The 26834-nt window shown below is 61.1% G+C and carries 27 protein-coding genes; 10 read left to right on the top strand and 17 right to left on the bottom strand.

Features of this window, described 5'->3' with window-relative positions; translation table 11 throughout:
- Positions 1-34: 34 nt before the first annotated feature.
- Positions 35-433, bottom strand: coding sequence for a DUF4282 domain-containing protein (locus ACRDT3_RS03630; protein ID WP_431491656.1), 399 nt, complete (start codon positions 431-433; stop codon positions 35-37).
- 179 nt (positions 434-612) lie between these two features.
- Between ACRDT3_RS03630 and ACRDT3_RS03625 the strand changes: the two genes are divergently transcribed.
- On the top strand, positions 613-1629 hold the full coding sequence (locus ACRDT3_RS03625) for a S66 family peptidase (RefSeq protein WP_431491655.1): 1017 nt from the start codon (positions 613-615) through the stop codon (positions 1627-1629).
- Positions 1630-1720: 91 nt separating this feature from the next.
- Here ACRDT3_RS03625 and ACRDT3_RS03620 read toward each other — a convergent pair whose 3' ends face one another.
- The 3 genes from ACRDT3_RS03620 to ACRDT3_RS03610 all read right to left on the bottom strand — a co-directional run bounded on the left by ACRDT3_RS03620 (position 1721) and on the right by ACRDT3_RS03610 (position 4407).
- Positions 1721-2818 carry a pyridoxal-phosphate-dependent aminotransferase family protein gene (locus tag ACRDT3_RS03620; protein WP_431491654.1) on the bottom strand — a complete coding sequence of 366 codons (1098 nt, stop codon included), beginning with the start codon at positions 2816-2818 and terminating at the stop codon, positions 1721-1723.
- A 109-nt stretch (positions 2819-2927) separates the two neighbouring features.
- Positions 2928-3620, bottom strand: coding sequence for a phosphonatase-like hydrolase (locus tag ACRDT3_RS03615; RefSeq protein ID WP_431491653.1), 693 nt, complete (start codon positions 3618-3620; stop codon positions 2928-2930).
- 28 nt (positions 3621-3648) lie between these two features.
- Positions 3649-4407: a GntR family transcriptional regulator gene (locus ACRDT3_RS03610; protein ID WP_431491671.1), complete on the bottom strand. Its 759-nt coding sequence runs from the start codon at positions 4405-4407 to the stop codon at positions 3649-3651.
- Between the two features lie 168 nt (positions 4408-4575).
- On the opposite strand from ACRDT3_RS03610, the gene ACRDT3_RS03605 reads away from it, so the two are divergent.
- Genes ACRDT3_RS03605 through phnE form a run of 4 tightly spaced genes read left to right on the top strand, consistent with a single transcriptional unit; the run spans position 4576 to position 8376 of the window.
- The gene (locus tag ACRDT3_RS03605; protein ID WP_431491652.1) at positions 4576-5775 is read left to right on the top strand and encodes a TIGR03364 family FAD-dependent oxidoreductase; all 1200 of its coding nucleotides are present in this window, start codon (positions 4576-4578) and stop codon (positions 5773-5775) included.
- A 29-nt stretch (positions 5776-5804) separates the two neighbouring features.
- Positions 5805-6725 carry a phosphate/phosphite/phosphonate ABC transporter substrate-binding protein gene (locus tag ACRDT3_RS03600; RefSeq protein ID WP_431491651.1) on the top strand — a complete coding sequence of 307 codons (921 nt, stop codon included), beginning with the start codon at positions 5805-5807 and terminating at the stop codon, positions 6723-6725.
- A 2-nt stretch (positions 6726-6727) separates the two neighbouring features.
- Positions 6728-7504 carry a phosphonate ABC transporter ATP-binding protein gene (locus ACRDT3_RS03595; RefSeq protein WP_431491650.1) on the top strand — a complete coding sequence of 259 codons (777 nt, stop codon included), beginning with the start codon at positions 6728-6730 and terminating at the stop codon, positions 7502-7504.
- Positions 7501-8376 (top strand): phosphonate ABC transporter, permease protein PhnE, encoded by an 876-nt coding sequence (phnE, locus tag ACRDT3_RS03590; RefSeq protein WP_431491649.1) that lies wholly within the window; start codon positions 7501-7503, stop codon positions 8374-8376. Before ACRDT3_RS03595 ends, phnE begins: the two co-directional genes overlap by 4 nt.
- A 207-nt stretch (positions 8377-8583) precedes the next feature.
- Here phnE and ACRDT3_RS03585 read toward each other — a convergent pair whose 3' ends face one another.
- Both ACRDT3_RS03585 and ACRDT3_RS03580 read right to left on the bottom strand, forming a co-directional pair.
- On the bottom strand, positions 8584-9804 hold the full coding sequence (locus ACRDT3_RS03585) for an MFS transporter (RefSeq protein WP_431491648.1): 1221 nt from the start codon (positions 9802-9804) through the stop codon (positions 8584-8586).
- Positions 9805-9900: 96 nt separating this feature from the next.
- A complete protein-coding gene (locus ACRDT3_RS03580) occupies positions 9901-11571 on the bottom strand; it encodes an amidohydrolase (RefSeq protein WP_431491647.1) in 1671 nt (556 codons plus the stop codon).
- Between the two features lie 302 nt (positions 11572-11873).
- Between ACRDT3_RS03580 and ACRDT3_RS03575 the strand changes: the two genes are divergently transcribed.
- Positions 11874-12605 carry a type 1 glutamine amidotransferase domain-containing protein gene (locus ACRDT3_RS03575; protein WP_431491646.1) on the top strand — a complete coding sequence of 244 codons (732 nt, stop codon included), beginning with the start codon at positions 11874-11876 and terminating at the stop codon, positions 12603-12605.
- A 139-nt stretch (positions 12606-12744) separates the two neighbouring features.
- Here ACRDT3_RS03575 and rpsO read toward each other — a convergent pair whose 3' ends face one another.
- The 6 genes from rpsO to truB form a co-directional block, all read right to left on the bottom strand.
- Positions 12745-13014 (bottom strand): 30S ribosomal protein S15, encoded by a 270-nt coding sequence (rpsO, locus tag ACRDT3_RS03570; RefSeq protein WP_013348393.1) that lies wholly within the window; start codon positions 13012-13014, stop codon positions 12745-12747.
- A 107-nt stretch (positions 13015-13121) separates the two neighbouring features.
- Entirely contained in the window at positions 13122-13907 is a 786-nt protein-coding gene (locus ACRDT3_RS03565; protein WP_431491645.1) for a class I SAM-dependent methyltransferase, read from the bottom strand.
- Positions 13908-13912: 5 nt separating this feature from the next.
- Entirely contained in the window at positions 13913-14866 is a 954-nt protein-coding gene (locus tag ACRDT3_RS03560) for a bifunctional riboflavin kinase/FAD synthetase (protein WP_431491644.1), read from the bottom strand.
- Between the two features lie 65 nt (positions 14867-14931).
- The gene (locus tag ACRDT3_RS03555) at positions 14932-15399 is read right to left on the bottom strand and encodes a hypothetical protein (protein ID WP_431491643.1); all 468 of its coding nucleotides are present in this window, start codon (positions 15397-15399) and stop codon (positions 14932-14934) included.
- 13 nt (positions 15400-15412) lie between these two features.
- The gene (locus tag ACRDT3_RS03550) at positions 15413-15778 is read right to left on the bottom strand and encodes a hypothetical protein (protein ID WP_431491642.1); all 366 of its coding nucleotides are present in this window, start codon (positions 15776-15778) and stop codon (positions 15413-15415) included.
- 17 nt (positions 15779-15795) lie between these two features.
- On the bottom strand, positions 15796-16719 hold the full coding sequence (truB, locus tag ACRDT3_RS03545; protein ID WP_431491641.1) for a tRNA pseudouridine(55) synthase TruB: 924 nt from the start codon (positions 16717-16719) through the stop codon (positions 15796-15798).
- A gap of 323 nt (positions 16720-17042) precedes the next feature.
- Between truB and ACRDT3_RS03540 the strand changes: the two genes are divergently transcribed.
- The 4 genes from ACRDT3_RS03540 to ACRDT3_RS03525 all read left to right on the top strand — a co-directional run bounded on the left by ACRDT3_RS03540 (position 17043) and on the right by ACRDT3_RS03525 (position 20965).
- The gene (locus tag ACRDT3_RS03540; RefSeq protein ID WP_431491640.1) at positions 17043-17705 is read left to right on the top strand and encodes a fasciclin domain-containing protein; all 663 of its coding nucleotides are present in this window, start codon (positions 17043-17045) and stop codon (positions 17703-17705) included.
- 171 nt (positions 17706-17876) lie between these two features.
- Positions 17877-18458: an ECF RNA polymerase sigma factor SigK gene (gene sigK / locus ACRDT3_RS03535; RefSeq protein WP_061954650.1), complete on the top strand. Its 582-nt coding sequence runs from the start codon at positions 17877-17879 to the stop codon at positions 18456-18458.
- Positions 18458-19282 carry an anti-sigma factor domain-containing protein gene (locus ACRDT3_RS03530; protein ID WP_431491639.1) on the top strand — a complete coding sequence of 275 codons (825 nt, stop codon included), beginning with the start codon at positions 18458-18460 and terminating at the stop codon, positions 19280-19282. The genes sigK and ACRDT3_RS03530 overlap by 1 nt, the downstream gene beginning before the upstream one ends.
- A 198-nt stretch (positions 19283-19480) precedes the next feature.
- A complete protein-coding gene (locus ACRDT3_RS03525; protein WP_431491638.1) occupies positions 19481-20965 on the top strand; it encodes a molybdopterin-dependent oxidoreductase in 1485 nt (494 codons plus the stop codon).
- Between the two features lie 115 nt (positions 20966-21080).
- On the opposite strand, the gene ACRDT3_RS03520 is transcribed toward ACRDT3_RS03525, so the two are convergent.
- The 5 genes from ACRDT3_RS03520 to nusA all read right to left on the bottom strand — a co-directional run bounded on the left by ACRDT3_RS03520 (position 21081) and on the right by nusA (position 26833).
- On the bottom strand, positions 21081-21527 hold the full coding sequence (locus ACRDT3_RS03520; RefSeq protein WP_431491637.1) for a YdeI/OmpD-associated family protein: 447 nt from the start codon (positions 21525-21527) through the stop codon (positions 21081-21083).
- A gap of 188 nt (positions 21528-21715) precedes the next feature.
- On the bottom strand, positions 21716-22150 hold the full coding sequence (rbfA, locus tag ACRDT3_RS03515) for a 30S ribosome-binding factor RbfA (RefSeq protein ID WP_105657282.1): 435 nt from the start codon (positions 22148-22150) through the stop codon (positions 21716-21718).
- Positions 22151-22251: 101 nt separating this feature from the next.
- Positions 22252-25212, bottom strand: a complete 2961-nt coding sequence (infB, locus tag ACRDT3_RS03510) for a translation initiation factor IF-2 (RefSeq protein WP_431491636.1) — start codon at positions 25210-25212, stop codon at positions 22252-22254.
- Between the two features lie 176 nt (positions 25213-25388).
- The gene (locus ACRDT3_RS03505) at positions 25389-25709 is read right to left on the bottom strand and encodes a YlxR family protein (RefSeq protein ID WP_431491635.1); all 321 of its coding nucleotides are present in this window, start codon (positions 25707-25709) and stop codon (positions 25389-25391) included.
- A 140-nt stretch (positions 25710-25849) separates the two neighbouring features.
- Positions 25850-26833, bottom strand: coding sequence for a transcription termination factor NusA (nusA, locus tag ACRDT3_RS03500; protein ID WP_431491634.1), 984 nt, complete (start codon positions 26831-26833; stop codon positions 25850-25852).
- Position 26834 lies beyond the last annotated feature (1 nt).

Here is a 26834-nt window from a genome sequence, read left to right as displayed (position 1 = left end):
CCGCACCACAGGTGCGGGCCATCGGCCGTAGCACTTACTTCTGGTAAGGATTAGTTGGCGGAGTGCTGCCGCCATTGGCGGTTGGATCCTGCGGCTGCTGCGGAGCAGGAGGGTTACCCGGGTGCGGGCGGTAGCCGCCTTCTGCCGGCGGGATGCCACCGGCCAGACGAACGAGTTCAGTGGTGTTCTCCGCAGTGCGGATCTGTGCCAGCAAGGATTCGAGACTTGCACGGACCAGAACCAGATAGACCAGGGACACCAAAGGACCCACGATCAAGAGCATCAAGAAGCCGAGCATTGCATCGGCCATGAACCCGGAAATCACGATCCCGATGTAGCCGATCGCCAACAGGATCATGATCAAGATGTAGACGATCTTGATGATCGATGGCGTTATGAATTTCTTAAATTCCAAGTCGAAGAGGGACTTCACCTTATTTCCTTCTTTCTTTAGAGAAATCGTGCTGTCACGCCCACGTTATCGAATTTCTCAGAAATCTCACAGTAGCTGGGGTGGAATAGCTTCATTTGTTGCGAAAATTTCGTCAACTAGTCACCAATGAATTTCTATGGGTTATTCTCCCCAGCCAAGCCAGAGCCTAGACTGATTGCATGACAAGCCAAGTGAAGCCGACTATTGTCCCTGCCCGATTGCAATCCGGAGACACCGTCAGGGTCATTGCTCCATCTTGCTCGCGCACCTTCGTGATGGAATTCGACAATACGAAGTGGATCGACGAACGCTTCGAGGCCATGGGGCTCAAGCAGGAATTCGGCGATCATGTAGATGAGAACGATGACTTCGACAGCTCCCCGATCCGGTCGCGCGTGGCCGATCTGCACGCCGCATTTGCCGATTCAACCGTCGCTGGAATCATCTCAGTAATTGGCGGCTTCAATTCAAACGAGCTGCTGCCCTACCTCGACTGGGATCTCATTGCCGCCAATCCCAAGGTCTTCTGCGGCTATTCGGATTTCACCGCCCTGGCTAACGCCGTGCACGCCAAGACCGGCCTGGTAACTTATGTCGGTGCGCATTGGTCCTCTTTCGGCATGCGCGATCATTTTGAACCGACCGGCCAGTGGTTCCGGACCGCAACCCACGAGCACTCGTGGACCATCGAGCACGCCAGCGAATTCACCGACGATCTGTGGTTCATGGATCAAGACAACAGGTCCGTCCAAGCATCCGGCGGACCATGGATCCTGAATCAGGGGGTGGCCACGGGCAAGGTGATTGGCGGGAATCTGGGCACGCTGCATTTATTGCTGGGTGGCGAATTCATGCCATCTTTGGACGGGGCAATGCTCTTCATCGAGGAAGACTCCTCAGAAGACATCCACGAAATCGCTCGAAAGCTCGCCTCGTTCCTGCAGTCCCCCAGCGCGGCTGGCATTACCGGGCTGGCCATTGGGCGCTTCCAGCAGCAGTCCGGAATCACCCGTAGCCTGCTGGAGCAAGTTATCGCAAAGCACCCAATCCTGCAGGGCATCCCGGTTGTGGCCAACCTCGATTTCGGCCATACTTCCCCGATGTTCACGTTGCCGATTGGCGGCTACGCCATGATTTCGACCAGTGCTGATTCAGTGCAGCTGCACTTTGCGCATTCACAGGACCAGCTGAGCTAGCCCATGGGCAACAGCAAGAGGCGGAACCAACCAGAATCTCCTGGTTAGTCCCGCCTCGCTTTGCATTCAGAGGACCACGGCCCTTGCGCGCCTAGGCCTTGCCGATCGCTTCCTTCAGCGCAGCCAGCAGCAGCGCCACCGATCCCGGATTAGCGTTGGGGCCCATCATGCCGATGCGCCACACGGTGCTCGCGTACTTGCCAACACCGCCCCCGATTTCAATATTGAAGCGGTCGAGCAGGTATCCACGGACCTTCGCTGAGTCAACGCCTTCGGGAACGTAGACTGTTGTCAGCTGCGGCAGGCGGTACCCCTCCTGGGCGAATAGCTCCAGGCCCATTTCCTGCAAGCCATCTTGCAGCAGGGCGCCGGCTTCCTGATGGCGCGCAGTCACTGCATCCAGGCCCTCAGCCAGGATGCGGTCGATACCGGCTTCCAGCGAAGCGACCATCGAGACCGGTGCGGTGTGGTGATAGGTGCGTTGGCCCCCGGTGGAACCGGTGGCGTAGCCGCCGAGCAAGCCCAGATCCAGGTACCAGGATTGGGGCTTCTGGACGCGGCGCTCGAAAGCACGGTCGGAAATGGTGAATGGCGCCAGGCCCGGAGCAACGCCGAGGCATTTCTGCGTGCCCGCATAGCCAACGTCGATCCCCCATTCATCAGCCAGCACCGGCATGCCGCCAATGGAGGTCACCGCATCGGTGATCAGCAGAGCATCGCCCTTGATCGCTCCCAGCGCGGCAATATCGGAAACAACACCGGTGCTGGTTTCAGCATGCACACCTGCGATTACAGCAGGGTTCGCATGCGCTTGCGCAACTCGCTGCACATCAATTGGCGTACCGTATTCATGGTCGACGCGGACAACTTCAGCGCCAGCGCGCGAAGCAACTTCGCACATGCGCTCGCCGAACAAGCCGTTGATCGCGATGACCGCTACGTCACCTGGGTTGATGGTGTTGACGAACGCGGCTTCCATGCCAGCTGAGCCCGTAGCGCTCAATGGCAAGGTCCGGGAGTTCCCGGTTCCCCAGAGGGTACGCAAACCATCAGCAACACGATCCATGCGTGCAATGAACTCCGGATCCAGATGCCCCAGCAGCGGCAGTCCGAGCGCTGCTGTTGCCTCCGGATACGGGTTGCATGGACCTGGTCCGAATAGGTGACGCTGAAGAACAGTCTTGCTCATGACGACTCTCTTTCATCTCAATGGGATGTTCCAACTAGAGCCCAGCTTATCCCGCATCTGAATCCGAAACGAAACATATCTTCCGCATTGCAAAATTATTCGGACCGAGCTAAACGGCTGCGGGCTCGACCGCCTTGAGATAATCCGGCAGCTCGGCCACCGATTCGAGGATTGCGGCATGAGGGAACCGGTCCAGCTCTTCGCGGCCCAGCTTCCCGGTCAGCACGCCGATCCCATGCACTCCCGCATTACGCGCGGCCAGCAAGTCATTGACGGTATCACCAGCGGCAACGACCTTGGCTACATCGCGAATTCCCGTCAACTCCATGGCTCGATGAATCATGTACGGCGCAGGGCGTCCCGCTGCGGCTTCATCGCCGGCAACCACTGCGTCGAGAAGTTCGCCAGGACCGACCTTCCACCCCAAGCCATCGAGGATAATATCGGCAACATCGCGCGAGAACCCCGTTGTCAATGCGATCTTCTTGCCGCTGGCAGCCAAGCGTTCCAGCGCTTCCACGACACCTGGCAGTGCGACGGGCGGATTCTCCTGGTAATACCCCAGCAGCAAATGGCGGAAACGGTCAAACTGCACCTGCACCTGTTCATCGCTGGCAGTACCGCCGCCAAGTTTAATCAGCGCTTTGATTGCTTCCTTCTTCTCGGCGCCCATCCAATGCTGCAGATCCTCCTCCTTGACCTCAACACCGAATTCGCAAACCGCATTCTCGAGAGCTCGGTACACATCGGCATGCTCGTCAATGGTCGTTCCAGCCATATCGCAGGCAATGAGTTCAAACATGTCTTCTCTTTTCGTCGTGTTTTCTTGTTCAGACAGCAATGCTTCGCACACGGCTCAGTGAGGCGCGATGCTCGCTGGTGTTTTCAATGGTGAAGTTGGCAAGGTTCGGCAAATACCGGTCATCGGAGAACTCAAGCTTCTGTCCCGACTTGGAGGACGTGACTCGCCGTTCGCGCAAGAGCGGGGCACCGAGGGGAACACCCAGCAGCTGCGCGTCCAATTCATCGGCCGCAACCGCGTCAATGGTGTGCTTGCCGCGGTAGAGGTCTACGCCTTGCTCCCGCAAGTACTCGAAAATCGAACCGTTATCCGCATCGAAATCGAAGAGCAACCGGCCAACCTCTTGGGAAAAGCTTGTTCTCTCCAGCATCGCCGGGCTCCCGTCGAGCAAGCGCAGGCGCAGGATCTGCACCACCTTGGCTCCTTCTTCGAGTTCGAGCTGCTCGGCCACGAGGGCATCGGCCGGGCGCTGCGCCAATTCCCGCGTTTCCTGGCCAGCCTCCAATCCGATGGAGCGCGCCCAATCGGTAAAGGACATGAAGGTTGTAAACGATTGGGATTGCACTTGCTGAGCCACGATTGGCGGCTTGCCTTGTCCCCCTGCAATGAGGCCCTCCGATCGCAGCTGGGCGAGCGCATGCCGGACCGTGCCACGCGAGGCATTAGCGCGTGCACAGAGCTCTGCCTCGCTGGGCAGGACATCTCCTTCGTGCCATGTACCGGCCGCGATTTCCTGCCGCAACCAGGTGGTGAGAGCTTGGTACTTGGGTTGCTTCTTGTTCTCCATCACCACTTGATCATACAAGTCGTTTCATCGTGGAATCAGCGATTCATGAGACATTCCAGTGAACTGAAAGTGAACAACCAGACCTCATTCTGAACTCTGGGCAAACTTGTTCAAACAAGTGTCATTTCGGGTTGATTCCGCTCATCCCGAGCATGGATGATCACTGTCGTGAGCAACGAAAAAAATTCCCCACAGACCCAGCCAATCGCCAACCAGGCAGATGTGCTGGTGATCGGAGCCGGCATTGTCGGCATGGCCCATGCCGCTCGATCCCTGGACGCTGGCCTCTCCGTAATCGTCATTGATCGTGACCATGAGGCCGTCGGCGCATCGGTCCGCAACTTCGGCCACTGCTGCATCACCGCACAGTCCGGCGAACTCTACGACCTGGCGCAGTCAGGTCGCCCCTTGTGGCTTGACTACGCTGAACGCGCTGGCTTCTGGGCCGTTGAATCGGGAGCTGTCGTGGTGGCCGCGACAGAAACAGAATTGCAGGTACTGCGCGAACTCTCCGCACGCCGAGAAACCGGCCAGGTCGAGATGCTCAACGCGCAGGATGTCGCAGAACAGCTCGGACGCCAAAGTCCCGAAGGAATCCTCGGCGGCGCTTTCCTGCGTGATGACCTGCGCGTCGATCCACGCACCACGGTGGCCAAGCTGGCCCAGTGGGTCGATGCCCATGTTGCTGGCAGCGTCCAGTTCAACACCAGTGCTTTGGGATTTGGTGCCGGCCAGCAGCGACGAGCCAGCGTGCAAACTAATCGCGGCACCTTCGAGGCCGACCAGGTTTTCGTTTGCGTCGGGCACGACGTGGACTACCTCTTCCCGCAGATCGCGCAGGACCACCAGATCACCCGGTGCGCGCTTCAGATGCTCCGCGCAGAGGCATCCGAAGACCTGGAATTGAAGCCGGCCGTCCTCACCGCCACCTCCATGCTGCGCTATGAGGCCTTCACCGAAGTGCCAGCGGCCAAGGCCCTGCAGGCAGAAGTTCTCGCCGAGCACCCAGAACTGCTGAATATCCAGGCGAATGTCATGTTCACCCAGCGCCCTGACGGCACCCTGCTCATGGGAGATTCGCACAGCTACGCCGCAACCCAAGCACCTTTCCTCAAGGAAGCGACCTCGCAAACATTGCTCTCAGCCATCGGAGGCTACCTCAGAGGCACCGAACTGAAAGTCATTGAACGTTGGCAAGGAATCTATGCCTCGAGCGCTACCGGGCCCTTGCTCATCCGCAATGTCACCGACGCCATCACAATCGTCTCCGTCACCGCCGGTGTCGGAATGACCCTGTCCTTCGGCCTGGCCGATAAGAACATCAAGGACCTCGCCAAGCCGGCACTGGCTTCGTCGATTACCGCCTAACTTAGCTACACCACGCATTGGAGCAAACCATGAAGATCTCCCAGGCACTTAAATTCTCTGCCGTCTCGCTGGGCCTGCTGGCCCTCACCGCTTGCGGGTCCGCCCAGGCAGATGAGCAAGCCAACTCCGCGGCCCCGGCATTCTGCGCCGATGGACCAATCAATTTCGGTATCGAGCCCTATGAAGCACCAGCCAAGCTGGAACCGGCGTACGGGGTGCTCGCCGACGCATTGGAGCGCGAGCTCGGATGCGAAGTCGAGGTACAAGTTGTCGAGGACTACGCCGCCGAGGTACTGGCAATGCGCAATGGAAAGCTGGATCTTGGCCAGTTCGGTCCCGTGGGATACGTGTTCGCCAGCCAGCAGGCCGGCGCTGAACCGCTGGTGTCCTTCGGAACCTCCCAAGGTGAGCTCAGCACCTACACCGGCGGCATCTGGGTTGCCAAGGATTCGGAAATCAAGACCCTCGAAGATCTGCGCGGAAAGGACTTCGCACTTGGCGGCGTGGGCTCAACCTCCGGAGATGTCCTGCCCCGCTACGCACTGAAGACTGCCGGCATTGCCGAGTCGGAAGTCAACTTGAACTACGCGGGCGGCCATCCCGAAGCGCTGCTGGCCCTGGCCAACGGAACCGTCGACGCCGCCCAGCTCAACTCGCAGACCCAGGCAGTCGCCGAAGAAGAAGGCACCTTCAACCCGGAAGAATACCGCCAGATCTGGACTTCGGATCCCATACCGAATGACCCGATCACCATCAGCGCCGATGCCGATCCCGAATTGAAGAAGGCCGTAAAGCACGCGCTGCTGAACCTGCCCAAGGAAGATATCGCCCAGGTAGGAGCCTTCCTGGATGTGACCCCTCCGGGCCCACTGCTGGAAGTCACCAAGGAAACCTATGCCCCGCTATTCGATCTGGCTTCCAAAATGGGCCTCACCGAGGACGATATCTAACCATGGCCACCACGCAAATCACCCGCCCGGCCCTCTTGGTGAAGTCCCTGGCCAAGACCTTCAACCAGCGCCGCGTGCTTGATGACGTCGATTTCACCGTCAACCGTGGCGAGCTCGTAGCCTTCCTGGGTGCCAACGGCTCCGGAAAATCCACCACCCTCAAGTGCGTCGCGGGATTGACCATCCCGGATTCGGGAAGCATCGAATTGGATGGCACCCACCTGGCTGATCTCCATGGCCGCGATCTAGCGCGTGCGCGATCCCGGGCAGCCATGGTGTTCCAAAAGATTCATCTGGTGCCCCGCCGCACAGCATTGGACAATGTCTGCGCAGGCGCCTTGGCCCGCGTCTCCGGCCTGGCCTCGTTCTCCCCCGCCTTCTTCTCCCGCGAATTGCGTGAAGAAGCAATGGCCTGCCTTGACCGGGTTGGCATGGCCGACCGGGCCCTGGACAAGGTCGGGCGCCTTTCTGGCGGGCAGCAGCAGCGCGTGGCCGTCGCCCGGGCCCTGTGCCAGCGTGCTTCGGTGTTGCTTGCCGATGAGCCGGTTTCTGCGCTGGACCCGCATGCGGCCGAGAACATCATGGAACTGCTCGCTACCCTGGCACACGAAGAAAACCTTGCCGTTGCAGCGGTCTTGCATCAACCAGAGCTTGCACAGCGGTATGCAGACCGAGCCATCGGGTTGCTGCATGGACGTATCGCTTTCGATGGTCCGGTCCAGAATCTCGGCGACGACTTCCTGGATGTCCTCTACTCTCCCGAGAGGATTGCAGCATGAGCCTTCATACCCAGACTCGCATCAAGGAGCAGGCAGTGGAAAGTACCTCGCAAATGGTCGTTGGAAAGACCGCGCCAGCACTGCCCAGAGACCCGCACAAGGCGGCCCGGCGTACCCTTTGGATTACCGCAGTTGCAGTGATTGCCGTCCTTCACCTCCTGGCCATCGCGGGAACTGATTTTGATCCGGCGTTGCTCGTGGATGGCTGGCGCGGGATGGCACGCTTCATCAGCGATGCGTTCCCGCCGGATCTGAGCTGGGACAAAGTCATTCTTCCTGGCTTGGAGGCAACGCTGGTCACCTTGTGGATCGGCCTGCTGGGCACCACCTTCTCCATTCCTACGGCCTTGGTGCTCGCTGTCCTGGCATGCCGAACCACGACGCCGCATCCGCTGGCCTACCAAGCATCACGCAGCATCTTGTCATTCTTCCGCGCGGTACCCGATATCGTCTTTGCGCTCATCTTCGTCACTGCCGTGGGCTTGGGTCCATTCGCGGGTGTGCTGGCGTTGATCTGCCACAATACAGGCGTGATGGGAAAGCTCTGGGCCGAATCCCTGGAAGAAACCGATCAGGGCCCGCAGGAGGCGCTCTCCACCACCGGTGCATCACGGGTGCAGCAGCTGACTCATGGATCGCTGCCTCTTGTGATCCCGCAGTTCGTTGGCTTGCTGTTGTACCGTTTCGACGTGAATGTCCGTTCCTCGCTGGTCCTGGGCTTGGTGGGCGCCGGTGGCATCGGCTTGCTCATCAACCAGGCGATCAAGTCCTTCCAGTTCGATACGATGCTCACGCACATCATCATCGTCCTGCTCTTGATCATCGTGGTTGACCAGGCTTCAGGCTTCATCCGCCGCAAGCTGGCAGTCTAGCTCCTCGCCAATCGGAAAAGCGCGCTTCGGCCCCAGCAGGTGTCCGTGATCCCAGTAGGATCGAGGACTCCGGCTGGGGCTTCATAGCGCTCTGGGGCCAATCGCATGGGCCCATGAAGATGCCTCGGCATCTTTATCGGCGGCGCAGGTCCTGGAAGGTCGTCGACTTCCATTGGTCCGGTTGCGCCGGTGGCGGGCCGGGCACTGCTATTCAGGAATTCCCATTGAAACGGCCTGCCGGGACAAGATGGGCTGTTTGCGGCCCTGGACGAGAGCAACGCAGATCATGGACAGGAACACGCCAACGCCGCAGGCGGCGAGAAGGACATCGAAGCCACCGGCAGCTTCGATGAGCATGCCGCCCAGAACCGGTCCAAGCGCGAACCCGGTGCCGATCATCAAGTTCGTGGAATTCATCAGGTGGCCGCTGGAGTCCAAGTCGGAAACCGTGGACAGCAGGTAGGGCAGGATGAAGGTCCAGGCGAATTTGAAGATGATCGCCGCGGCCGCGAACTGCACGGCTCCGCTCAACCCGAACAGCAAGCCGATGGAGAGCATCATCGCCAGATAGCCGAGCATGAGCAGCAGCGGCCGGCGCGGATGATCGCCCAGGAATGTGGCCAGCAAGGAGGAAGCAATTCCTGGGACCGTCGCGACCGCGAGAATCAAGCTCGTCGTACCCAAATCGATCTGCGCGGCCGCCGCGAATTGCCCCATGAACGACCACACTCCGCTCAACGCAACGTAGAAAAGCATCACCGCCGCCAGGGCCAGGAACGCCTTGGCTCTTGGGGCCGCCCGGTGCCCGTAGCTGGCGCTGTTGGCAGCCGGGTCAGTGGCGCTTCTCAGCAGCACGTTGCCATCGATGCGGTGCGCAACCGCCAAGCAGCACAGGGCAAGCCCAGCCATGGTCCAGTAGATCGCAGACACCGCGGAATCCGCGAAGAGCACCGGGAAGAGCGCCAGAATCACGGCGCCCATGACCAGCTGGGCCGCAACGAATAGCCCATAGGCCCGTCCTGGGTTCGCGCTCCTGCCGCTCAGGCTCAGGATCACCACCGTGATCGACCCGGCAGCCAGGGACGTCACAATGCGGCACACCGCCAAGAGCGCGTAGTTGTCGGCAAAGCCCGAGACCACGTTTCCGGCCACGGCAACCAGCGTGAAGACACGAGTTGCCGTCACGAGGTTGACGCGCTTGAGCCACAGATAGGCGGGGATGGTCGCCAGGCTGAAGGCCCCGAGCTCCATGGACAGCAGCCCGCCTACTTGGGTGGCTGTCAGGTCGAATTGCGCCACCAGCTTGGAGGCCACCACCGGTGCGGTCAGCAGCACCATGTACAGCACCGCGCTGTAGGCACCAATGTAGATGTAGGTTCCGCGCTCGCCGCCTGTTTTTGTGCGCGCGCCAGCCAGTATCGAGTCCATGGGTTTCCTTCAAGACAGCGGCGAGTTGCCGCGGGTAAATAATGGATGCTCCGGCCGATACCCTGGCCGGGGAAGAACAGCGGGCTGGGCTGGCGTTTAGCGCACCGGCACGCTCAAGGATCCGAGGCGGTCGTAGACTTTCTGTCCGCTGAACCAGGTCTGCTGCGCAGTGATCTGCGGCAGCTCTTCGAGCTGCACCTCAAACGGGTCTGCCGAGAGCATGATGAAGTCAGCTGACTTTCCGATCTCTAGCGATCCGGTCAGATCATCCAGCCCCATCGCCTTGGCGCAATTGATCGTGTAGATGCGCAAGGCATCAGCCAAGGTCACTGCTTCCTCTTCCCAGAGGGTTCCGGGGAACGCTCCGGTAGGATCCTTGCGGGTGATAAGCCCGTAGATTCCCTCCCAGGCGTTCGGGGAAACGCTCACCGGCCAGTCCGAGCCGCCGGCAACCAGCGCCCCGGTGGCCAGCAAGGTCTTGTTCGGGTGCATCTTGGATGCCCGGTCGGCGGGAAGGACGAGTTTCATCGCTTCGGTAATCACCCCGGGGAACCACAATGACGGCGAGATATCCGCCGTGACGCCCAGTTCTGCAAAGCGCGGCAGGTCATCCGGGTGAATGAACTGGCCGTGGGCGATATGGTACTTCGGCTCGCCCAGACCTGCCTCGCGCACCTTCTGGACCGTGTCCAGGACCAGCCGCACCGAGGCATCGCCGGTGCAGTGGATCTTCGCGGAAATGCCCCGCCGCGCCGTGCTCATCAGCCAGCCCGCGAGTTCTTCTGGAGGCATCGTGGTGCTGCCGCAATGGCATTCAGGGAAACCCGCACCGTCCAGATACGGTTCGATGAAGGCTCCGGTTCCTGCCGGCGGAACGCCATCAAGGAAGATCTTGATGAAATCCGGGCGGTGATGAGCTGACCTGGTTTGCTCGCGCTCGGCAATAATCCCCTCGCCCAAAGGATGGGTCCCGAAAATGAAGTCGTTGGCCTGCATGCTGGAAACCACCCAGGCGTGCAGATTCCCGGATTCATCGAGTTCTTTCAAGGCCTGCATGAGTTGCAAGGAGGCTGCGGCATCCTGAAAACCGGTGATGCCGTAGGAATGCAGTATTTCCATGCCCCGCGATGCCGCTTCGGCCAACTGCCACGTCGGTGTGGGGCTCATTGATTCGCGGGCCTGTTCGACAATGACGCCGCCGGCTTCGAGCAGCACGCCGGTGGCGCGGCCTTCGGCATCCCGCATGATCTCCCCGCCTTCGGGGTTAGGGGTCGCGCCGGTGATGCCCGCAAGCTCCAAGGCACGGCTGTTCACCCACCGGTTGTGCTTAGCATCGTCTTTGAGCAAGGCCGGCCGCCCGCCGGTGGCCTGGTCCAGCCGCGCGAGAGCCTGGGGCGTGTTGATCTCGCTGAACAGGCCCGAGCCCCAGCTTCCGCCGATGACCCATTGGTCCGCGGCCAGCTTATCCGCCCAGGCCGCTACCGCCTCCAGGAACTCGTCCAGGCTGAGCGTCGGTGGCACGTTGAGTTCGAACAGGTCCATCTGCCCGGCAAGCATGTGATGATTGTGCACGTCCATCAGCCCGGGCATGATCGTGGCCCCGTCCAGATCGATCAACTCCGTTTCCTGTCCGCGCAGCGCCAGGGCGTCCTCTCCGAGCGCGACGATCTTTCCTGCGCGGACCGCCATCGCATCGACTATGCGTTCATGCGGATCCAGCGTATGGATGGTGCCGTTGACCATGAGCAGGCTAGGGGCGGTGTTCACGAGTGCAATCCTTTCGATCGGTACCTATCCGGGATGGCTGCCAAAGGCCCAAGAAGTGATGCACGGCATATCCCGGCTGGTGCATTCATTCTCGCAAAGTCTTCCCCAGGGGCATTGGCTTTAAGCGCATGCTTGGTTGGCAAAGCACGCCAAAGTGGCACCGGGCCCGCATGCCGGTGCAGGTCCATGCGCCCTCCTTCCCGGGCACGGTTCCGGATAGCAAACTGGCAACTTGCGCATCGCCCTTGCGGCAGCCTGCCTGTTGTACAAGGCTGGAAGGACGAATGCGAAAGGAGCACACCTTGAAGAAAATCCTCATGGTCCTGACCAGCGTTTCCGAAATCGGTGAGGACAAGGAACCTACCGGATACAACGTCGCCGAGGCGGCACATCCATGGAAGGTGTTCCGGGATTCCGGGCACTTCGTCGACTTCGCTTCCATTAAGGGCGGACAGCCCCCGCGCGACACCGTGGACCAGGACGACCCGATCCAGGTCCAGTTCACCCAGGACGAAACTACCCGCGCCGGCTTGTACAACACCGCGCGCGTTGATGTGGTGGATCCCGTGCAGTACGACGCGGTGTACCTCGTGGGAGGCCACGGCACCATGTGGGACTTCCCCAATAATGCGGGCCTGCAGAAACTGATCAGCGACATCTACAACAAGGGCGGCGTTGTCGGCGCCGTCTGCCACGGCCCGGCCGGTCTGCTTGATGTCGAGCTGCATCATGGCATGAAGCTCTTGAGTGGCAAGACCGTGGCCGCGTTCACCAACGACGAGGAAGTGGCCGTTGGCAAGGATCAGATCATTCCGTTCTTCCTGGCAGACAAGCTCTCCGAGCAAGGAGCCACGCATATTGCCGCCGATAATTTTGAAGAGAATGTCCAGGTCTCCGAACGCCTGGTGACCGGGCAGAACCCTGCCTCCGCCGCAGGTGTCGCCAAAGAAATGGAAAAGCTTTTGGCCGAGGTGATCCATCAGGAAAAGGCCCAGGAGGCCGCGGCAGCCGAAGCAGAAGCCGAAGCTGAATGACCGAAGGCGCAACGTAGCCAGAAGTCACGCGAAATGCGCTTGGAACAGTCGGGGCCGGGCGGATTCGGGCGATAACGGGCAAGAAAAATCCCCGCTTCCTGAAACGGAGGCGGGGATTTTCTTGCTCTGAAGCAGAGGACTACTTGCGCAGGCCCAGACGCTCGATCAGCGAACGGTAACGCTCGATGTCGGTGTTCTTCAGGTAGCCGAGCATACGACGACGACGACCAACCAGAGCCATCAGGCCACGGCGGGTGTGGTGGTCATGCTTGTGCATCTTCAGGTGCTCGGTCAGGTCCGAAATACGGCGGGACATGACGGCAATCTGAACCTCAGGCGAACCGGTGTCACCCTCGTGGGTAGCGTAAGCCTTGATGATTTCGTTCTTGATAGTGGCATCCAATGCCATAACAAACTCCTAGAGTTGGACCGCGTTCATAAGTCAGTGCGAACGCCTAGGCATCCACAGGGGAAACTCGCAACCGCGGACTGCAGCGAGAACCATCGTCAATCATATCACCGACGGGTGCGTCGGCGGGACCTCCAAGCATGGGTGAGATACGGCACCTGCACCTTCTCGTCCAGCTCATGCCCCAAGTGCTCATTCCAGTACCAAGCCAGGTTCGCCTCCACCTTGGCCCGCGTCGCTTCTGAAGACTTGCGGTAGTAGCTACGCGATTTGGTCAGCTCGACGATGTCGTGGAAATCCAGGTCCATGGACCAATGCCAGATACCATGTTCCGGCTTCTGGAACTGCGGTCCCAGGGGCGGTTCCAGCTCTGGCCGGTGCACATCGCCGGCATGCATGATGCGCGCCAAGCGGTGCACCCACGGAACGGCGACATCCAGCTGATTCCACAGCAGGGTCAGCCAACCGCCATCATGGAGCAATCGAGCCGCTTCGGCACTGGCTCGTGGGTGGTCAACCCAGTGCCACGCCTGCGCGTAGGTCACCAAGTCAACGCTGTCCTCGACTAAGCCGGTGGCTTCACCTGAGGCACAGGTTACCTCAACCGTCGGCAGCCGCTTGGACAGGACCAAGAGCATTTCCGCCGACGGGTCCACGGCTCTGACGTCCAGACCTGCAAAGACCAGTTGTTCGGTGAAGATCCCCGAACCGCAACCGATATCAATCGCACTCATCGGTCGGTGCTGCAACGTGAATTCCAAGGCTTCCTGCGGATAGGAAGGACGGATCCGGTCATAGCTCTCGGCATCCGTTTGGAAAGCCGAGGCTAATTCATCGCGTCGCTGAGCTCCCACAACGAAGGCCCGCTGCGGCAAAGACGGAATTTCAGCCATGATCCCTAGTGGCGTTCGATGGCCAGTACCGCACGGGCCTGGTCAACGTCCTCGGTCATTTGCTCAATCAAGGCTTCGATGCCACGGTAGGCGACCATCGGGCGCAGGTGGGAAATGAACTCAACGATGATCTGCTGTCCGTACAGGTCGAAATCTTCCACGCCTTCTTCGGGACGGTCAATCACATGGGCTTCAACCACACGGGAGACGCCATCGAAGGTAGGGTTCGACCCGACGGAAATTGCCGCTGGCCAACGCACCTCGGCCTCGTCGATGACCCAGCCGGCATAGACGCCATCGGCTGGGATGATACCGGTGGCTTCGGTATCCAGATTCGCGGTGGGGAATCCAAGCTCGCGTCCGCGGGCGTGGCCATGCACTACTTCGCCGCGCATGCGGTGCGGCCGGCCGAGGATCGCGGCGGCCGCTTCGACGTTGCCTGCGGCCAGTTCTTCACGAACCCATGTCGAGGACAATCGACGCTTGTCCCCTACGTCTTCAACACCGATAACTTCGAAACCGTACTTGATTCCCAGCTCCTGCATGTAGCTGAAGTCCCCGGAGTTGCCGCGGCCAAAGCGCACATCATGCCCGACAACAACAGCTATGGCATTCAGCTTCTCCACGATGATGGAGCGAACGAACTCTTCAGCGCTTTGATCCGCGAAGTCCAGCGTGTAGTGAATCATCAGCGTGGCATCCAGGCCAACACTGGCCAGGGTGTCAACGCGGTCGGCGATGCCCATGATCAATTCAGGAGCATCGTGGGGACGGTGCACCAGCGCCGGGTGCGGATCAAAAGTGATCGCCACCGATTGAGCAGAGCGCGCCTTGGCCTGTGCGACAGCTGCATCCAGCACTTCGCAATGGCCCAGGTGGACACCATCAAAGTTGCCAATGGTCACGACAGTGGGAGCCATATCCGCGGGGACGGCATCCAAGCCCTTCCAATAGTGCACTTTGCTCCTTCAGAAAATTCTGCTGCGGTGGATGGAAAACCCACCGTAGTAATTCTTGCACGTCTTTAGGCGTGACGCTCATTACGGTTACGGTATAGCCACCACAAACCGACAATTGGCAGCACCAATGGAACGTATCCGTATCCTTCGCCGAAACCGCTCCACACCGATGGATGCGCGAAGACTTCGGGGTGGGTCAGCGACAAGATGCCGACCACGATAACGCCCACCAATTCAACGGCTACCGCATAGAGCGAGACCAACCAGGCACCACGCTTGGCTGAAGACAGCGAGAACGTGGCAAGGATATAGACCAGGCCAGAAATCAGCGACAGGCTATAGGCGATCGGCGCTTCGTCGAATTTGCTCATGATCTGGTACACCGCGCGCACGCTCGCTGCCAGCGCGAGGATGCCGTACACGGCAATGATCACCCGGCCCAGACCGGTGGACCGGCTCGGCTTGGGCGCCTTATTGGTGCTGCGAGCCTGAGCGGCCTGCATGATTCGCGAGTTGCGCGGCTTTTCACCCATGTGAGTACTCCTACTACTGCTGCCAGATCTGTTCCATGCGGAACAACATTACGAAGGTGACGGCGGCCGATGCGGCCAGCACGGCATTGGACCAACGGCTCTTCTCGCTAATGGCCCAGAAGAAGGCCACCGGCGGCATGATCAGCGCCGTGATGAAGTAGCCCCAGAATTCCACCGGGTCACCTTGCACCACGTTGCCGCCAACCTGGCGGATCGCAGCCGCGATGCCGTAGGCAACCAGAAAAAGCTCTGTGGCAACCGCGCCGATCAGCGCCCAGTCATCCGGGTGCTTGCGAATAGCGGTTGCGATAACTGCCACCAGCAATGCCAGTGCACAGACCACCGCACCGGCGATGAAGAATCCATTGACGGCAATCAAGCCAGGTCCTTTCGGGATTACTTAGCGGTGAAGACCAAGGCGGTACGAGCCTTGTCGCCCTTGTCTTCCAACAGCGCGACGAGCACGCCATTGGGAGCGAAAGCGGCAACGGTCTGGCCTTCAGCAATGTCCATGCCCAGATGCGAGGCGGGGATGGTGCGGCCGAAAGACAGTTCCACGGCTTCGTCGACGCTGACCGTGCGGTTGGGGAACAGCGCGGCAGCAGCCTTTTCGATTGGGAGAATTTCGAATTCCCGGGACAGCTGCTCCAAGGTGCGGGTGAGCTCGATCTTGTACGGGCCCACCTCGGTACGGCGCAGCGCGGTGAGGTGCCCGCCAACGTTCAACGCTTCGCCCAGGTCGCGGGCCAACGCACGGATGTAGGTTCCAGAAGAGCACGATACGGTGACGTCGACGTCGAGGATCTTGCCGCCGTTTTCGCGGCGCACTTCATGGATTTCGAAACGCGAAATGGTCACCGGGCGGGCCTTGAGCTCTACCTGTTCGCCGGCGCGCACGCGAGCGTAGGAACGCTTGCCGTCGACCTTGATGGCCGAGACCGAGCTCGGAATCTGCTCGATGTCGCCGCGCAGCAGGGCAATCTCGCGCTCGATGTCTTCGTCGCTGACGGCCGCAGCGATGCGCTCGGAAATGATTTCGCCTTCGGCATCGTCGGTGACGGTGTTCTGTCCCAGGCGGATGGTGGCGGTGTAGGTCTTGTCATGGCCCACGATGTAGGTGAGAAGGCGGGTTGCCTTGTTCACGCCAATCACCAGCACGCCGGTGGCCATTGGGTCCAAGGTGCCTGCATGGCCCACTTTTCGGGTCCCGGCAAGTCGGCGGATGCGGCCTACCACGTCGTGGGAGGTCATTCCCTGGTCTTTGTCGACTAATACGAGGCCCGAGGCCTGCTCTTCAGTGTTCTGCCCGGCTTTACTCACGCCTTCCAGTATATGGGCTGTGCAGAAAATAAGCCTGTCGTTGGATCCAAGCGTGGCAGATCCCACGTGCCAACCGCGGCCCCGGCCGAGCAATGCCCCCAACCCCCGCAAAGCCTGCCTGCTTCGGGGCCGGGGATCCGGGCAGCAGGCCTGCCGCAACGCAGATGCGCCAGCTCCGCGGGCCTTGGCGGCTGGAGGCGAAAAATATTTTAAAGAGATTCCAATCCGTTTGGCGTCCTGCGCCGAATGCTCCATGACAGCCTGCTCCGCTCGGACAGGAAAAGGACCGACGACAATTGTCGCGGCGAAGCAAGGAGAAAATCATGAAGCGCACCTACAGCAAAGTCGCTGGAGCTTTCGGGCTCATCGCAGTCGCCGCCATGGGACTGAGTGCCTGCTCGACCGGTTCGGAAACCATGGAATCGCCCTCGGCGTCCGCCTCGGAAAGCAGCTCGACCATGGCCAGCGAATCGGCAATGGATCCAGCAAGCAATCTCGTTGGCGCCGGTTGCGCCGCCTACGCCGAAGCGGTCCCGACAGGTGAGGGCTCGGTAGCCGGCATGGCCCAGGATCCAGTTGCCGTCGCCGCCTCGAATAACCCGCTGCTGACCACGCTGACTTCTGCAGTATCCGGCGAGCTGAACCCGGATGTTGACCTCGTCGACACCCTCAACGGCGGCGAATTCACCGTCTTCGCACCGGTTGATGACGCATTCGCGGCAATCCCGAAGGACGACTTGGCCGCAGTTGCCAAGGACACCGACACCCTGACCAGCGTCTTGACCTACCATGTGGTTTCCGGGCAGATCGCACCAGCTGACCTTCCCGGAACCCACGCAACGGTCCAGGGCGAGGAAGTCGAAGTCACCGGAAGCGGTGACGATCTGGAGGTCAACGGGGCCTCGGTCATCTGCGGCGGCGTGCAGACCGCCAACGCAACCGTGTACCTGGTGGACACCGTCCTGATGCCGCCGGCAAAGAAGTAGCACCGCCAGAATCACCAGGGCCACTGGCATGAAGGTGGTGCGTGGAATACCCTCCAGGCACCACCTTCGCCCGTGCAACGGGAATCTGGTTCCCCACGGAGGATCTATTCCCAGAACGCCACGCCACCGCAGATCGCCGCTTAGGCACAGATGCATGAGACTCTAGGATTCATGAGTTCCAATAGACTCGACGCCATGGAAGACGATTCCGTGCAAACACCAGACGACCTGTTGCGACAGGTCGCGCTGGGACAGGAATCTGCCTTCGAGTCGCTCTACGATGCCATGGCATCCCGGGTCTTCGGACTCGTGCTGCGGGTGCTTCGCGATAAAGCGCAGAGCGAAGAGGTCACCCAGGAAGTTTTTGTCGAAGCATGGCAGCAGGCCAAGCGCTTTGATCCGGCCCGCGGAACCGCAGCATCGTGGCTGCTGACCATTGCCCACCGCCGGGCCGTGGACCGGGTGCGCTCAAGCCAAGCGAGCCAGGCCAGGGATTTGCGCATTGGAATCAAGGAATTCCAAGGCAGCTACGAAGACGTGGAAGAGAATGCCATCTTGCACGACGAGACCCTGCGCGTAGCCCAGGCCCTGCAGCGGCTCACCGCGCCGCAACGCGAGGCCATACATCTGGCCTACTTCGGCGGATACACCCACATGGAGGTCGCCGAGCTGCTGAAAATACCAGTGGGAACCGCTAAAACGCGAATACGCGATGGAATGGGCAAGCTTCGAGAACTGATGGGAGTGGCGTAATGGAAAAGCATGAGAACGAGCGGACCGACAGCTTCGCCCTGGATGCTCTGGGAGACAAGGAACGCGAAGAGCTGCTGAGCAAGGCTCCTGATTCCGCTCAGGCTCGCCATGAGCTCGATGCCCTGCAGGAAACTGCGGGACTGCTCGGCTTGGCAGCGCAGCCGGTCGCTCCTCCGGCTCGGCTCAAGAACAACATCATGGCCGCAGTCCGCGCCACCGAGCAATTGCCTCCCGTTCAGGAGCAGGAGCCCGGCCAAGGCAGCGCCGCGGCACTGGACCCATCTGCCGCGGCCGAACAGGAAACCGGTTCCCCGGCAGCGCATCCAGCGCCGCCGCCCGGTGCGGCACGCGGCAGGCAGCGCTTCTTCGCCCTGGCCGCCGGCGTCCTGCTGCTGGCAGCCGTGGCCTTGGGCGGCTTGGCCATCAACCAGAATTCCCAGCAGCGCGAGCTGGAAAGCAAGATGGCTGCCATGGCCTCGCATCAAGAGGAACTCACCCGGATCCTGGGGGCACCCGATGCCAAATCGAAGACGCAGACCTTGGACGACGGGGCTAGAATCACGCTGTCCTATTCCGCGGACGAAGGACTGATGGCCGTTTCTACCTCGGGCATGCCGGCGCTGTCCAGCGACAAGGGCTACGAGCTGTGGCTGATTTCGGCCGACGGTGCGGTTCCTGCGGGAATGCTCACGGGCGGCGATGCCAATGGCATGATCATGGTTTCCGATCCGATGCAGGACATCACGCATTTCGGGATCACTGTCGAGCCAGCCACCGGCTCCCCCGCCCCGACAACAGATCCCATCATGGTCCAATCGCTGTGAGAGTGCAGAAATTCTCGTAGCCCATTCCAATCCGTACTGCTGCCCGTTCCGAAAACACTGTGAGTGGTTGTTCCCCTGCGCTCCGCAAGGGAACATGGATCGCAACGCATGAGGTGAGTGGCAGTGGGCAGTTGGCAGAAGCGCAGCAGCAGGATTCTCGTATTCCACGCGGTGGCTGGGATTTGTTCGGCAGCGCTCATGTTTGCCGTCGCCCAGTTCGTCTCGGCATTTTTCAACAACGCATCCTCGCCGTTCTTCGCGCTGGGTTCGGCCATCATCGATTTCACGCCCCCATGGCTCAAGGACTTCGCCATCGCGGCCTTCGGGACCAATGACAAGCTGGCGCTGTTCATTTCCATCGGCGTGGTGGCAACGGTCCTGTCCGCCTTGATCGGCCTGCTGGCCAAGCGCAGCTTTGCACTGGCCTGCACCGCCATCATTGCCTTGGCGCTGGTGCTCTCCAGTGCCGTGGCCTCTCGCGCCGCTACCAGCCTGCTCGATATTGCCCCTACGGTCCTGGGCGCGATCGCCGGCATCGGGGTTCTGCAGTGGCTGACCCGGCTGGCTGCGGCCACGGCCCCAGGGCAGGGCGAAGATGCTGAAGGCTCCGGGCCGAGCCGCAGAACATTCCTGCTCAGCGCGGCCCTGTCCTTGGCCACCGCGGCCATAGCCACCGGCGTTTCCACTTCGCTGTCCGCTTCGCGCAATATGGCCGCTGCCGCACGCAAGGCCCTGCGCCTGCCAGCGGCCCGGACCAAGGCAAAACCCCTGCCCGAAGGGGTGCAGGTCGAGGTGGCGGATATGCCCCGCTTCGTGACTCCCAACCAGAATTTCTACCGCATCGATACCGCGCTCTCGGTGCCGCAAATCGACCCGAACCAGTGGTCGCTGCGCGTGCACGGCATGGTGGAGAACGAATTCACCGTGAACTTCGACGAGCTGCTGGGCGAAGAACTCGTGGAAACCTATCTGACGCTGACCTGTGTATCGAATCCGGTCGGTGGCGATCTGGTGGGCAACGCGAAATGGCTGGGCTACCCGCTGCGTAACCTGCTGGAGCGTGCGGTTCCGCAGGCCGGCGCCGATATGGTGCTCTCGACTTCGCAAGACGGTTTCAGTGCCTCCACCCCGCTCCAAGCCCTGACCGATGACCGGATGGCTTTGCTGGCCGTCGGCATGAACGGTGAACCGTTGCCGTTCGAGCATGGGTTCCCGGTGCGCATGGTGGTTCCCGGTCTCTACGGCTACGTGTCGGCCACCAAGTGGGTGGTTGATTTGGAAGTGACGCGGTTCCAGGACAAGGCGGCCTATTGGACTACCCGCGGTTGGTCCGAACGCGGTCCGATCAAGATGTCTTCCCGCATCGATACGCCTCGTCCGTTCGCCAAGGTGCCGGCAGGAGAAGTCGTCTTGGGCGGAACGGCATGGGCGCAGACCCGAGGCATTTCGCGCGTGCAGGTGCAGATCGATGACGGCCCCTGGGAGGATGCCCAGCTAGCTGCCGAAGCCTCGCTGGACACGTGGCGGCAGTGGCGCTTCGCTTGGAAGGATGCTGCACCTGGCACGCATTCGGCTACAGTGCGCGCCTATGATGCGCAGGGCAAGCTGCAGACCAGCGAGAAGGCCAACCCGGTGCCCAATGGTGCCAGCGGCTGGCAGCGTCTGCAATTCACCGTGCAGTAGCCGCTCAGGGATCAGCCGGTCGGGGGCCACCACGGCATGATCCGGACGGGCCCGCTTGGCATGCCGGACGCTGCCCTATGTTCCAGCATGGCGCATCCGGCATCGAGCCAGCGGCCTATTGGCTGCGCAGCACCTTGATGACCTTCTCGACCCGGCGCGTCCTGGTGTCCTCGCCGCGGGCAGCCACGATGGGGTCCACGTGACCTCGCTGCTTGCTGTAGGACAGCTTGTTCCAGGCTTCAAGGAGCTCTGGCTCTGCGGAGAGCAGCACCGCCAGCGGTTCAGGGACTTCGACGGTCCGCGGTTCTTCGTCCAGTTCGAGTTTCACGCTGATTTCATCGCCCGCGCCCTTGCCCGTGGCAGCACGGGTCTCGGAGTTGAAGGAAATGAGGAACTGCCCGTGCATGGGAGAAATGCTGTTCCGGTACGTGTAGTCCCCGTCAATGCACACGATGACCGGGACACGATTGCCGCGGTCGAATCCGAGCACGATGCCATCGGGAACCACGATGCCCACGTTGTTCCCGCCAGTTGCGCTCAATGTTGTGGTGAATTCTGGCATGTGCTGCACCTTTGGTCGGATCCGGCGGTTTCTGATCACGCTATCCCACCATCTGCCCGGCGACCAGCCTTCGGCAGGGATTCCCGCTTCGCTGTGAGGGTAATCGAGGCCAACGCACAACGCCCCGGCTAGCACGCAATGCGTGCCAGCCGGGGCGTTGATCCAGGCAGAGTGAAGCCCAGAAGCCCTTAGGCTTCTTCGGCGTCCTCGTCCTTCTTGTACGGGTCCTGGTCTCCGGCGAAGTCCTTGCCTTCGCGCAGAGCTGCAACCTCAGCGTCCTTCTCGCGGGCCTTGGCCAGCAATTCCTCCAGGTGCGAAGCACCCTCGGGGATTTCGTCAGCGACGAATGCCAGCGTCGGGGTCAGGCGGATGGTCAGATTGCGGCCCAATTCCTTGCGCAGGGCACCGCCACGCTTTTCCAGCATGGTTGCGATGTCCTTCTTCATCTCGTCATCGCCAAAGACGGTGTAGTACACCGTAGCGTGCTGCAGGTCGTTGGTGACGCGAGCGTCGGTCACGGTGACGTTGTCGATGCGCTCGTCCTTGATGACGTTGCGCAGCGACTGGGCCATGAGGACCTGTACGCGCTTAGCCAGGCGTGCGGCGCGGGCTGAATCAGCCATGGTTTTCTCCTAATGGTTCAAAACTCGTGGGCGCTTGACCAAAGCTTATCGGTCAAGCGCCCACGAATCAGTGAGTCACACTGCTAATTGCTTGTCGGCAATTAGTCGCGTGGCTTTTCGCGCATCTCGAAGGTCTCGATGATGTCGCCTTCCTTGATGTCGTTGAACGACCCCAGGCCGATACCGCATTCGAAGCCCTCGCGGACCTCGGTGACATCGTCCTTTTCGCGGCGCAGCGAATCGATGTTCAGGTTGTCGCCCACGACGTTGCCGTCGCGTACCAGGCGAGCCTTGGTGTTGCGCTTGATGGTGCCCGAGCGGATGATCGAACCGGCAATGTTGCCGAACTTCGAGGAGCGGAAGACCATGCGGATCTCGGCGGTGCCGAGGGCCACTTCTTCGAACTCCGGCTTGAGCATGCCCTTGAGCGCATTCTCGATGTCGTCGATAGCGGAGTAGATGACCGAGTAGAAGCGCATGTCGACGCCCTCCTTGTCGGCCAGTTCTGCCACGCGCTCGGCTGGGCGGACGTTGAAGCCAATGATGATGGCGTTGTCCACGGTTGCCAGGTTGACGTCGTTCTGGGTGATCGCACCGACACCGCGGTGGATAACGCGCAGCTGCACATCGTCGCCGACCTCGATCTTCATCAGCGAGTCTTCCAGTGCTTCAACAGCACCGGAAGCGTCACCCTTGAGGATCAGGTTCAGGGTATCGATCTTGCCGTCGGCAACAGCCTTGTCGAAGTCTTCCAGGGTGATGCGCTTGCGGCGCTTGGCCAGCATTGCGTTGCGCTCTGCGGTTTCGCGCTTGTCAGCGATCTGGCGGGCGGTGCGCTCGTCTTCGGTGATCAGGAAGCCGTCGCCAGCACGTGGAACCGAGGACATGCCCAGGACCTGCACCGGACGCGATGGCAGTGCCACGTCGAGGTTTTCGCCGTTCTCGTTGAACATCGCACGCACGCGGCCGTGGGCGGTACCCACAACCATGGTGTCGCCAACGCAGAGGGTACCGGACTGGACCAGGACGGTAACAACCGAACCGCGGCCCTTATCCAGGTTCGCTTCAATGGCCACGCCACGAGCGGACTTGTCCGGGTTGGCCTTCAGCTCCAGGACATCGGAGGTCAGCAGGACAGCGTCCAGCAGCTCATCGATGCCTTCCTTCTGCAGTGCCGAAACCTTCACGAACATGGTGTCGCCACCGTATTCTTCTGGAACCAAACCGTATTCGGTCAGCTGGCCCATGACCTTGTCAGGGTTGGCGCCTTCCTTATCGATCTTGTTCACTGCGACGATGATCGGCACGCCGGCAGCCTGTGCGTGGTTCAGTGCTTCCACGGTCTGCGGCATAACGCCGTCGTCCGCTGCGACAACCAGCACGGCCACGTCGGTGACCTCGGCACCACGGGCACGCATGGCGGTGAACGCCTCGTGGCCCGGGGTATCGATGAAGGTCATTGCGCGATCGCGGCCTTCGTGGATGTGGTTGATCTGGTAGGCACCGATGTGCTGGGTGATGCCGCCGTGCTCGCCCTCGATAACGTTCGACTTGCGGATAGCATCCAGCAGTCGGGTCTTACCGTGGTCGACGTGGCCCATGATGGTGATGACTGGGGCGCGCTCTTCAAGCACGTCTTCGCCTTCAGCCTCGAGTTCGGCGTCCAGGTCCAGGCCGAAGCCTTCGAGCAGTTCCTTGTCTTCGTCCTCAGGGGAGACGACAAGTACCTTGTAGCCCAGCTCTTCGCCGAGCACCTCGAAGGTTGCCTCATCCAGCGACTGGGTAGCGGTAGCCATTTCACCGAGGTGGAACAGTACGGTTACCAGTGCCGCTGGGTTCGCGCCAATCTTGTCAGCGAAGTCGGTGATCGACGCGCCACGGCGCAGACGGATCTCGGTGTCACCGTTGCCGCGTGGAACATTCACGCCGCCCAATGACGGAGCACTCATCTGCTCCAATTCCTGGCGCTTTGCGCGCTTGGACTTGCGCTGCTTGCCGCGACCGGCGCCTCCCTTGCCGAAAGCACCGCCAACGCCACCGCGACCGCGTGGTGCACCTGGGCGGAAACCGCCACCGGTACCGCCGCCGTTGCCGCCACCTGGGCGTCCGCGACCGCCGGCACCTGCACCTGGGCGTCCGCCGCCTGCTGGCGCTGGACGATCGGTGCGGTTAGGCATCATGCGTGGGGTTGCAGTGGTACCCGCGCCAGCGCCTGGGCGTGGACCGCCGGCACCTGCTGGGCGTGGGCCACCTGCGCCGGCTGGGCGTGGAGCACCCTGGCCTGCTGGACGTGGGCCACCGGCACCTGCTGGGCGTGGACCGCGCTGGGCATCGCGTGCCGGACGTGGGCCGCCCTGGCCGTCGCGTGCCGGGCGTGGACCGCCAGCACCTGCTGGGCGTGGACCGCGCTGGCCGTCACGTGCTGGGCGGGGACCGCCCTGGCCGCCTTCGCCGCGCATACCCTGCTGCGAGGAGAACGGGTTGTTGCCTGGGCGTGGACCGCCCGGACGAGGTGCGCCTGGACGTGGGGCACGACCGCCTTCGCGGTTGCCTCCGCCACGGCGTTCGCCGGACTCAGCGCCGCGCATACCCTGCTGGGAAGAGAACGGGCTGTTGCCTGGGCGTGGAGCACCTGGCTTTGGAGCTGGCTTGGCACCTGGCTTCGGAGCTGGGGCTGCACCTGGCAATGGAGCGCCAGGGGTTGCCTTCGCGGCCGGTGCGGCCGGTGCTGCTGGCGTAGCTGGTGCTGCAGGAGCCGGAGCTGCCGCAGCTGGCTTCACGCCTGGCTTTGGAGCCGAGGCACCTGGGGTAGCAGCCGGCTTGGAGGCCGACTTCGGTGCTCCAGGAGTCGCTGGCTTGGCGGCGGCTGGCTTGGCAGCAGCTGCTGGCTTAGCGGCACCGTTGGAACCTGGGAATGCGTCGCGCAGCTTGCGCGCTACTGGTGGTTCAACGGTCGAGGATGCCGAACGAACGAATTCGCCCATGTCCTGCAACTTGGTTAGTGCTTCTTTTGAAGTGATTCCGAGCTCTTTAGCGAGCTCGTGAACGCGGGGTTTAGCCACATCTCTCCTGTGTCGATGTGATCTGCTCAAACCCCGGTATCAAAAGATAAATCTTTAGATCAGCGGTCTGGCAGATCAGCTGTGTAATTCGTGAAATTCTTCCGTCGCACGGTGGATCACGCAGAACTGATAGTTCATCGTTGTGCGCTCAGCATTGCCGACTCATCGGGTTGCCATCAGATTTCTGACCCGCTTTCATCATGTTTGCCAGATAGCTGGTTTGTTGCCAGCTGATCTTCGTATGCAGCGAATTCCTGCAGTACCTGCGAATCGTCAACCGCAGACCTGAAGGCCCGCGCGAACGCCCGGCGCTGCACCGCTTGCTGCACACACTTTTCGGTCCCGTGGGTCCAAGTGCCCCGCCCGAAAGCGGAACCTTGATGATCCAAACTCACCGCATGCAGCGGTGTACCGTCTTTCAGGACCCAACGGAGTAGCTCATTCTTACTGGTTACGGTTCGACAGCCAATGCACGTGCGTTGCTGATGCAGCTTCATGCGAGCGCCGTCGCCACCTTCCCTAGTTATTACGAGCCATCTACTAGTCTAGCGCGTTTGGACGCCATAGCACGCATGAGTTGTGGCTCACACGCAGCTAGGCATCCAACACGCTGAACTGGAATTTTGCCGGCAGCTGCTTAGAGCTGCGGTTCCTTGCCGCCCGATGCAGCCAGGATGTCAATGCGCCAGCCGGTCAGCTTGGCAGCAAGGCGAGCATTCTGCCCTTCCTTGCCGATAGCCAGCGAGAGCTGGGAGTCAGGAACAACCACGCGGGCACGGCGTTCGTCTTCGTCCAGGATTTCTACCGAGACTACCTTCGATGGGGACAGGGCCGCGGCGATGAACTTCGCTGGATCCTCGTTGTAGTCAACGATGTCGATCTTCTCGTCGTTCAGTTCGTTCATCACGGCGCGCACGCGGGTTCCCATTTCGCCAATGCAAGCGCCCTTGGCGTTGACGCCGGCCTTGGTTGCGCGTACGGCAATCTTGGTGCGGTGGCCAGCTTCACGAGCCAATGCCTCAACCGTGACGGTGCCGTCAGCGATTTCCGGAACTTCCATTTCGAACAGCAGGCGAACCAGGTTCGGGTGGGAACGGGACAGGGTAACAGCTGGGCCCTTGTTGCCGCGCTCGGCGGAAACAACGTAGGCGCGCAGGCGGTTTCCGTGCTGGTACTTCTCGCCTGGGGACTGCTCAACTGGTGGCAGCAGCGCTTCCAGATCACCGATCTTGACCTGCACCATATGCGAGGAGTAGCCCTGCTGGATGACGCCCGAGATCAGGGTACCAACGCGGGCCGCGAACTCGCCGACAACCTGCGCATCTTCAGCTTCACGCAGGCGCTGCATAATCACCTGTCGGGCAGTGGAGGCAGCGATGCGACCGAAACCGTGCGGGGTGTCGTCGAATTCGCCCAGCAGCACGCCGGCATTGTCGCGGTCCTCTACCAGGATCGCTACGTGGCCGTTGCTGCGCTCAATGTGCGCGCGAGCGCCAGGCATGGCGCCTTCGGTCTTGTTGTAAGCAAGCAGCAGGGCCGACTCAATGGTTGGAATCAAAACATCCATTGGGATGTCGCGGTCTTTTTCCAGGATGCGCAGCGCATTCAGATCGATATCCACG

This window comes from Glutamicibacter sp., assembly GCF_050701915.1.
GTDB lineage: Bacteria > Actinomycetota > Actinomycetes > Actinomycetales > Micrococcaceae > Glutamicibacter.
Note: the sequence above shows the minus strand (reverse complement) of the source record. Positions and strands in the feature narration are given on the sequence as shown.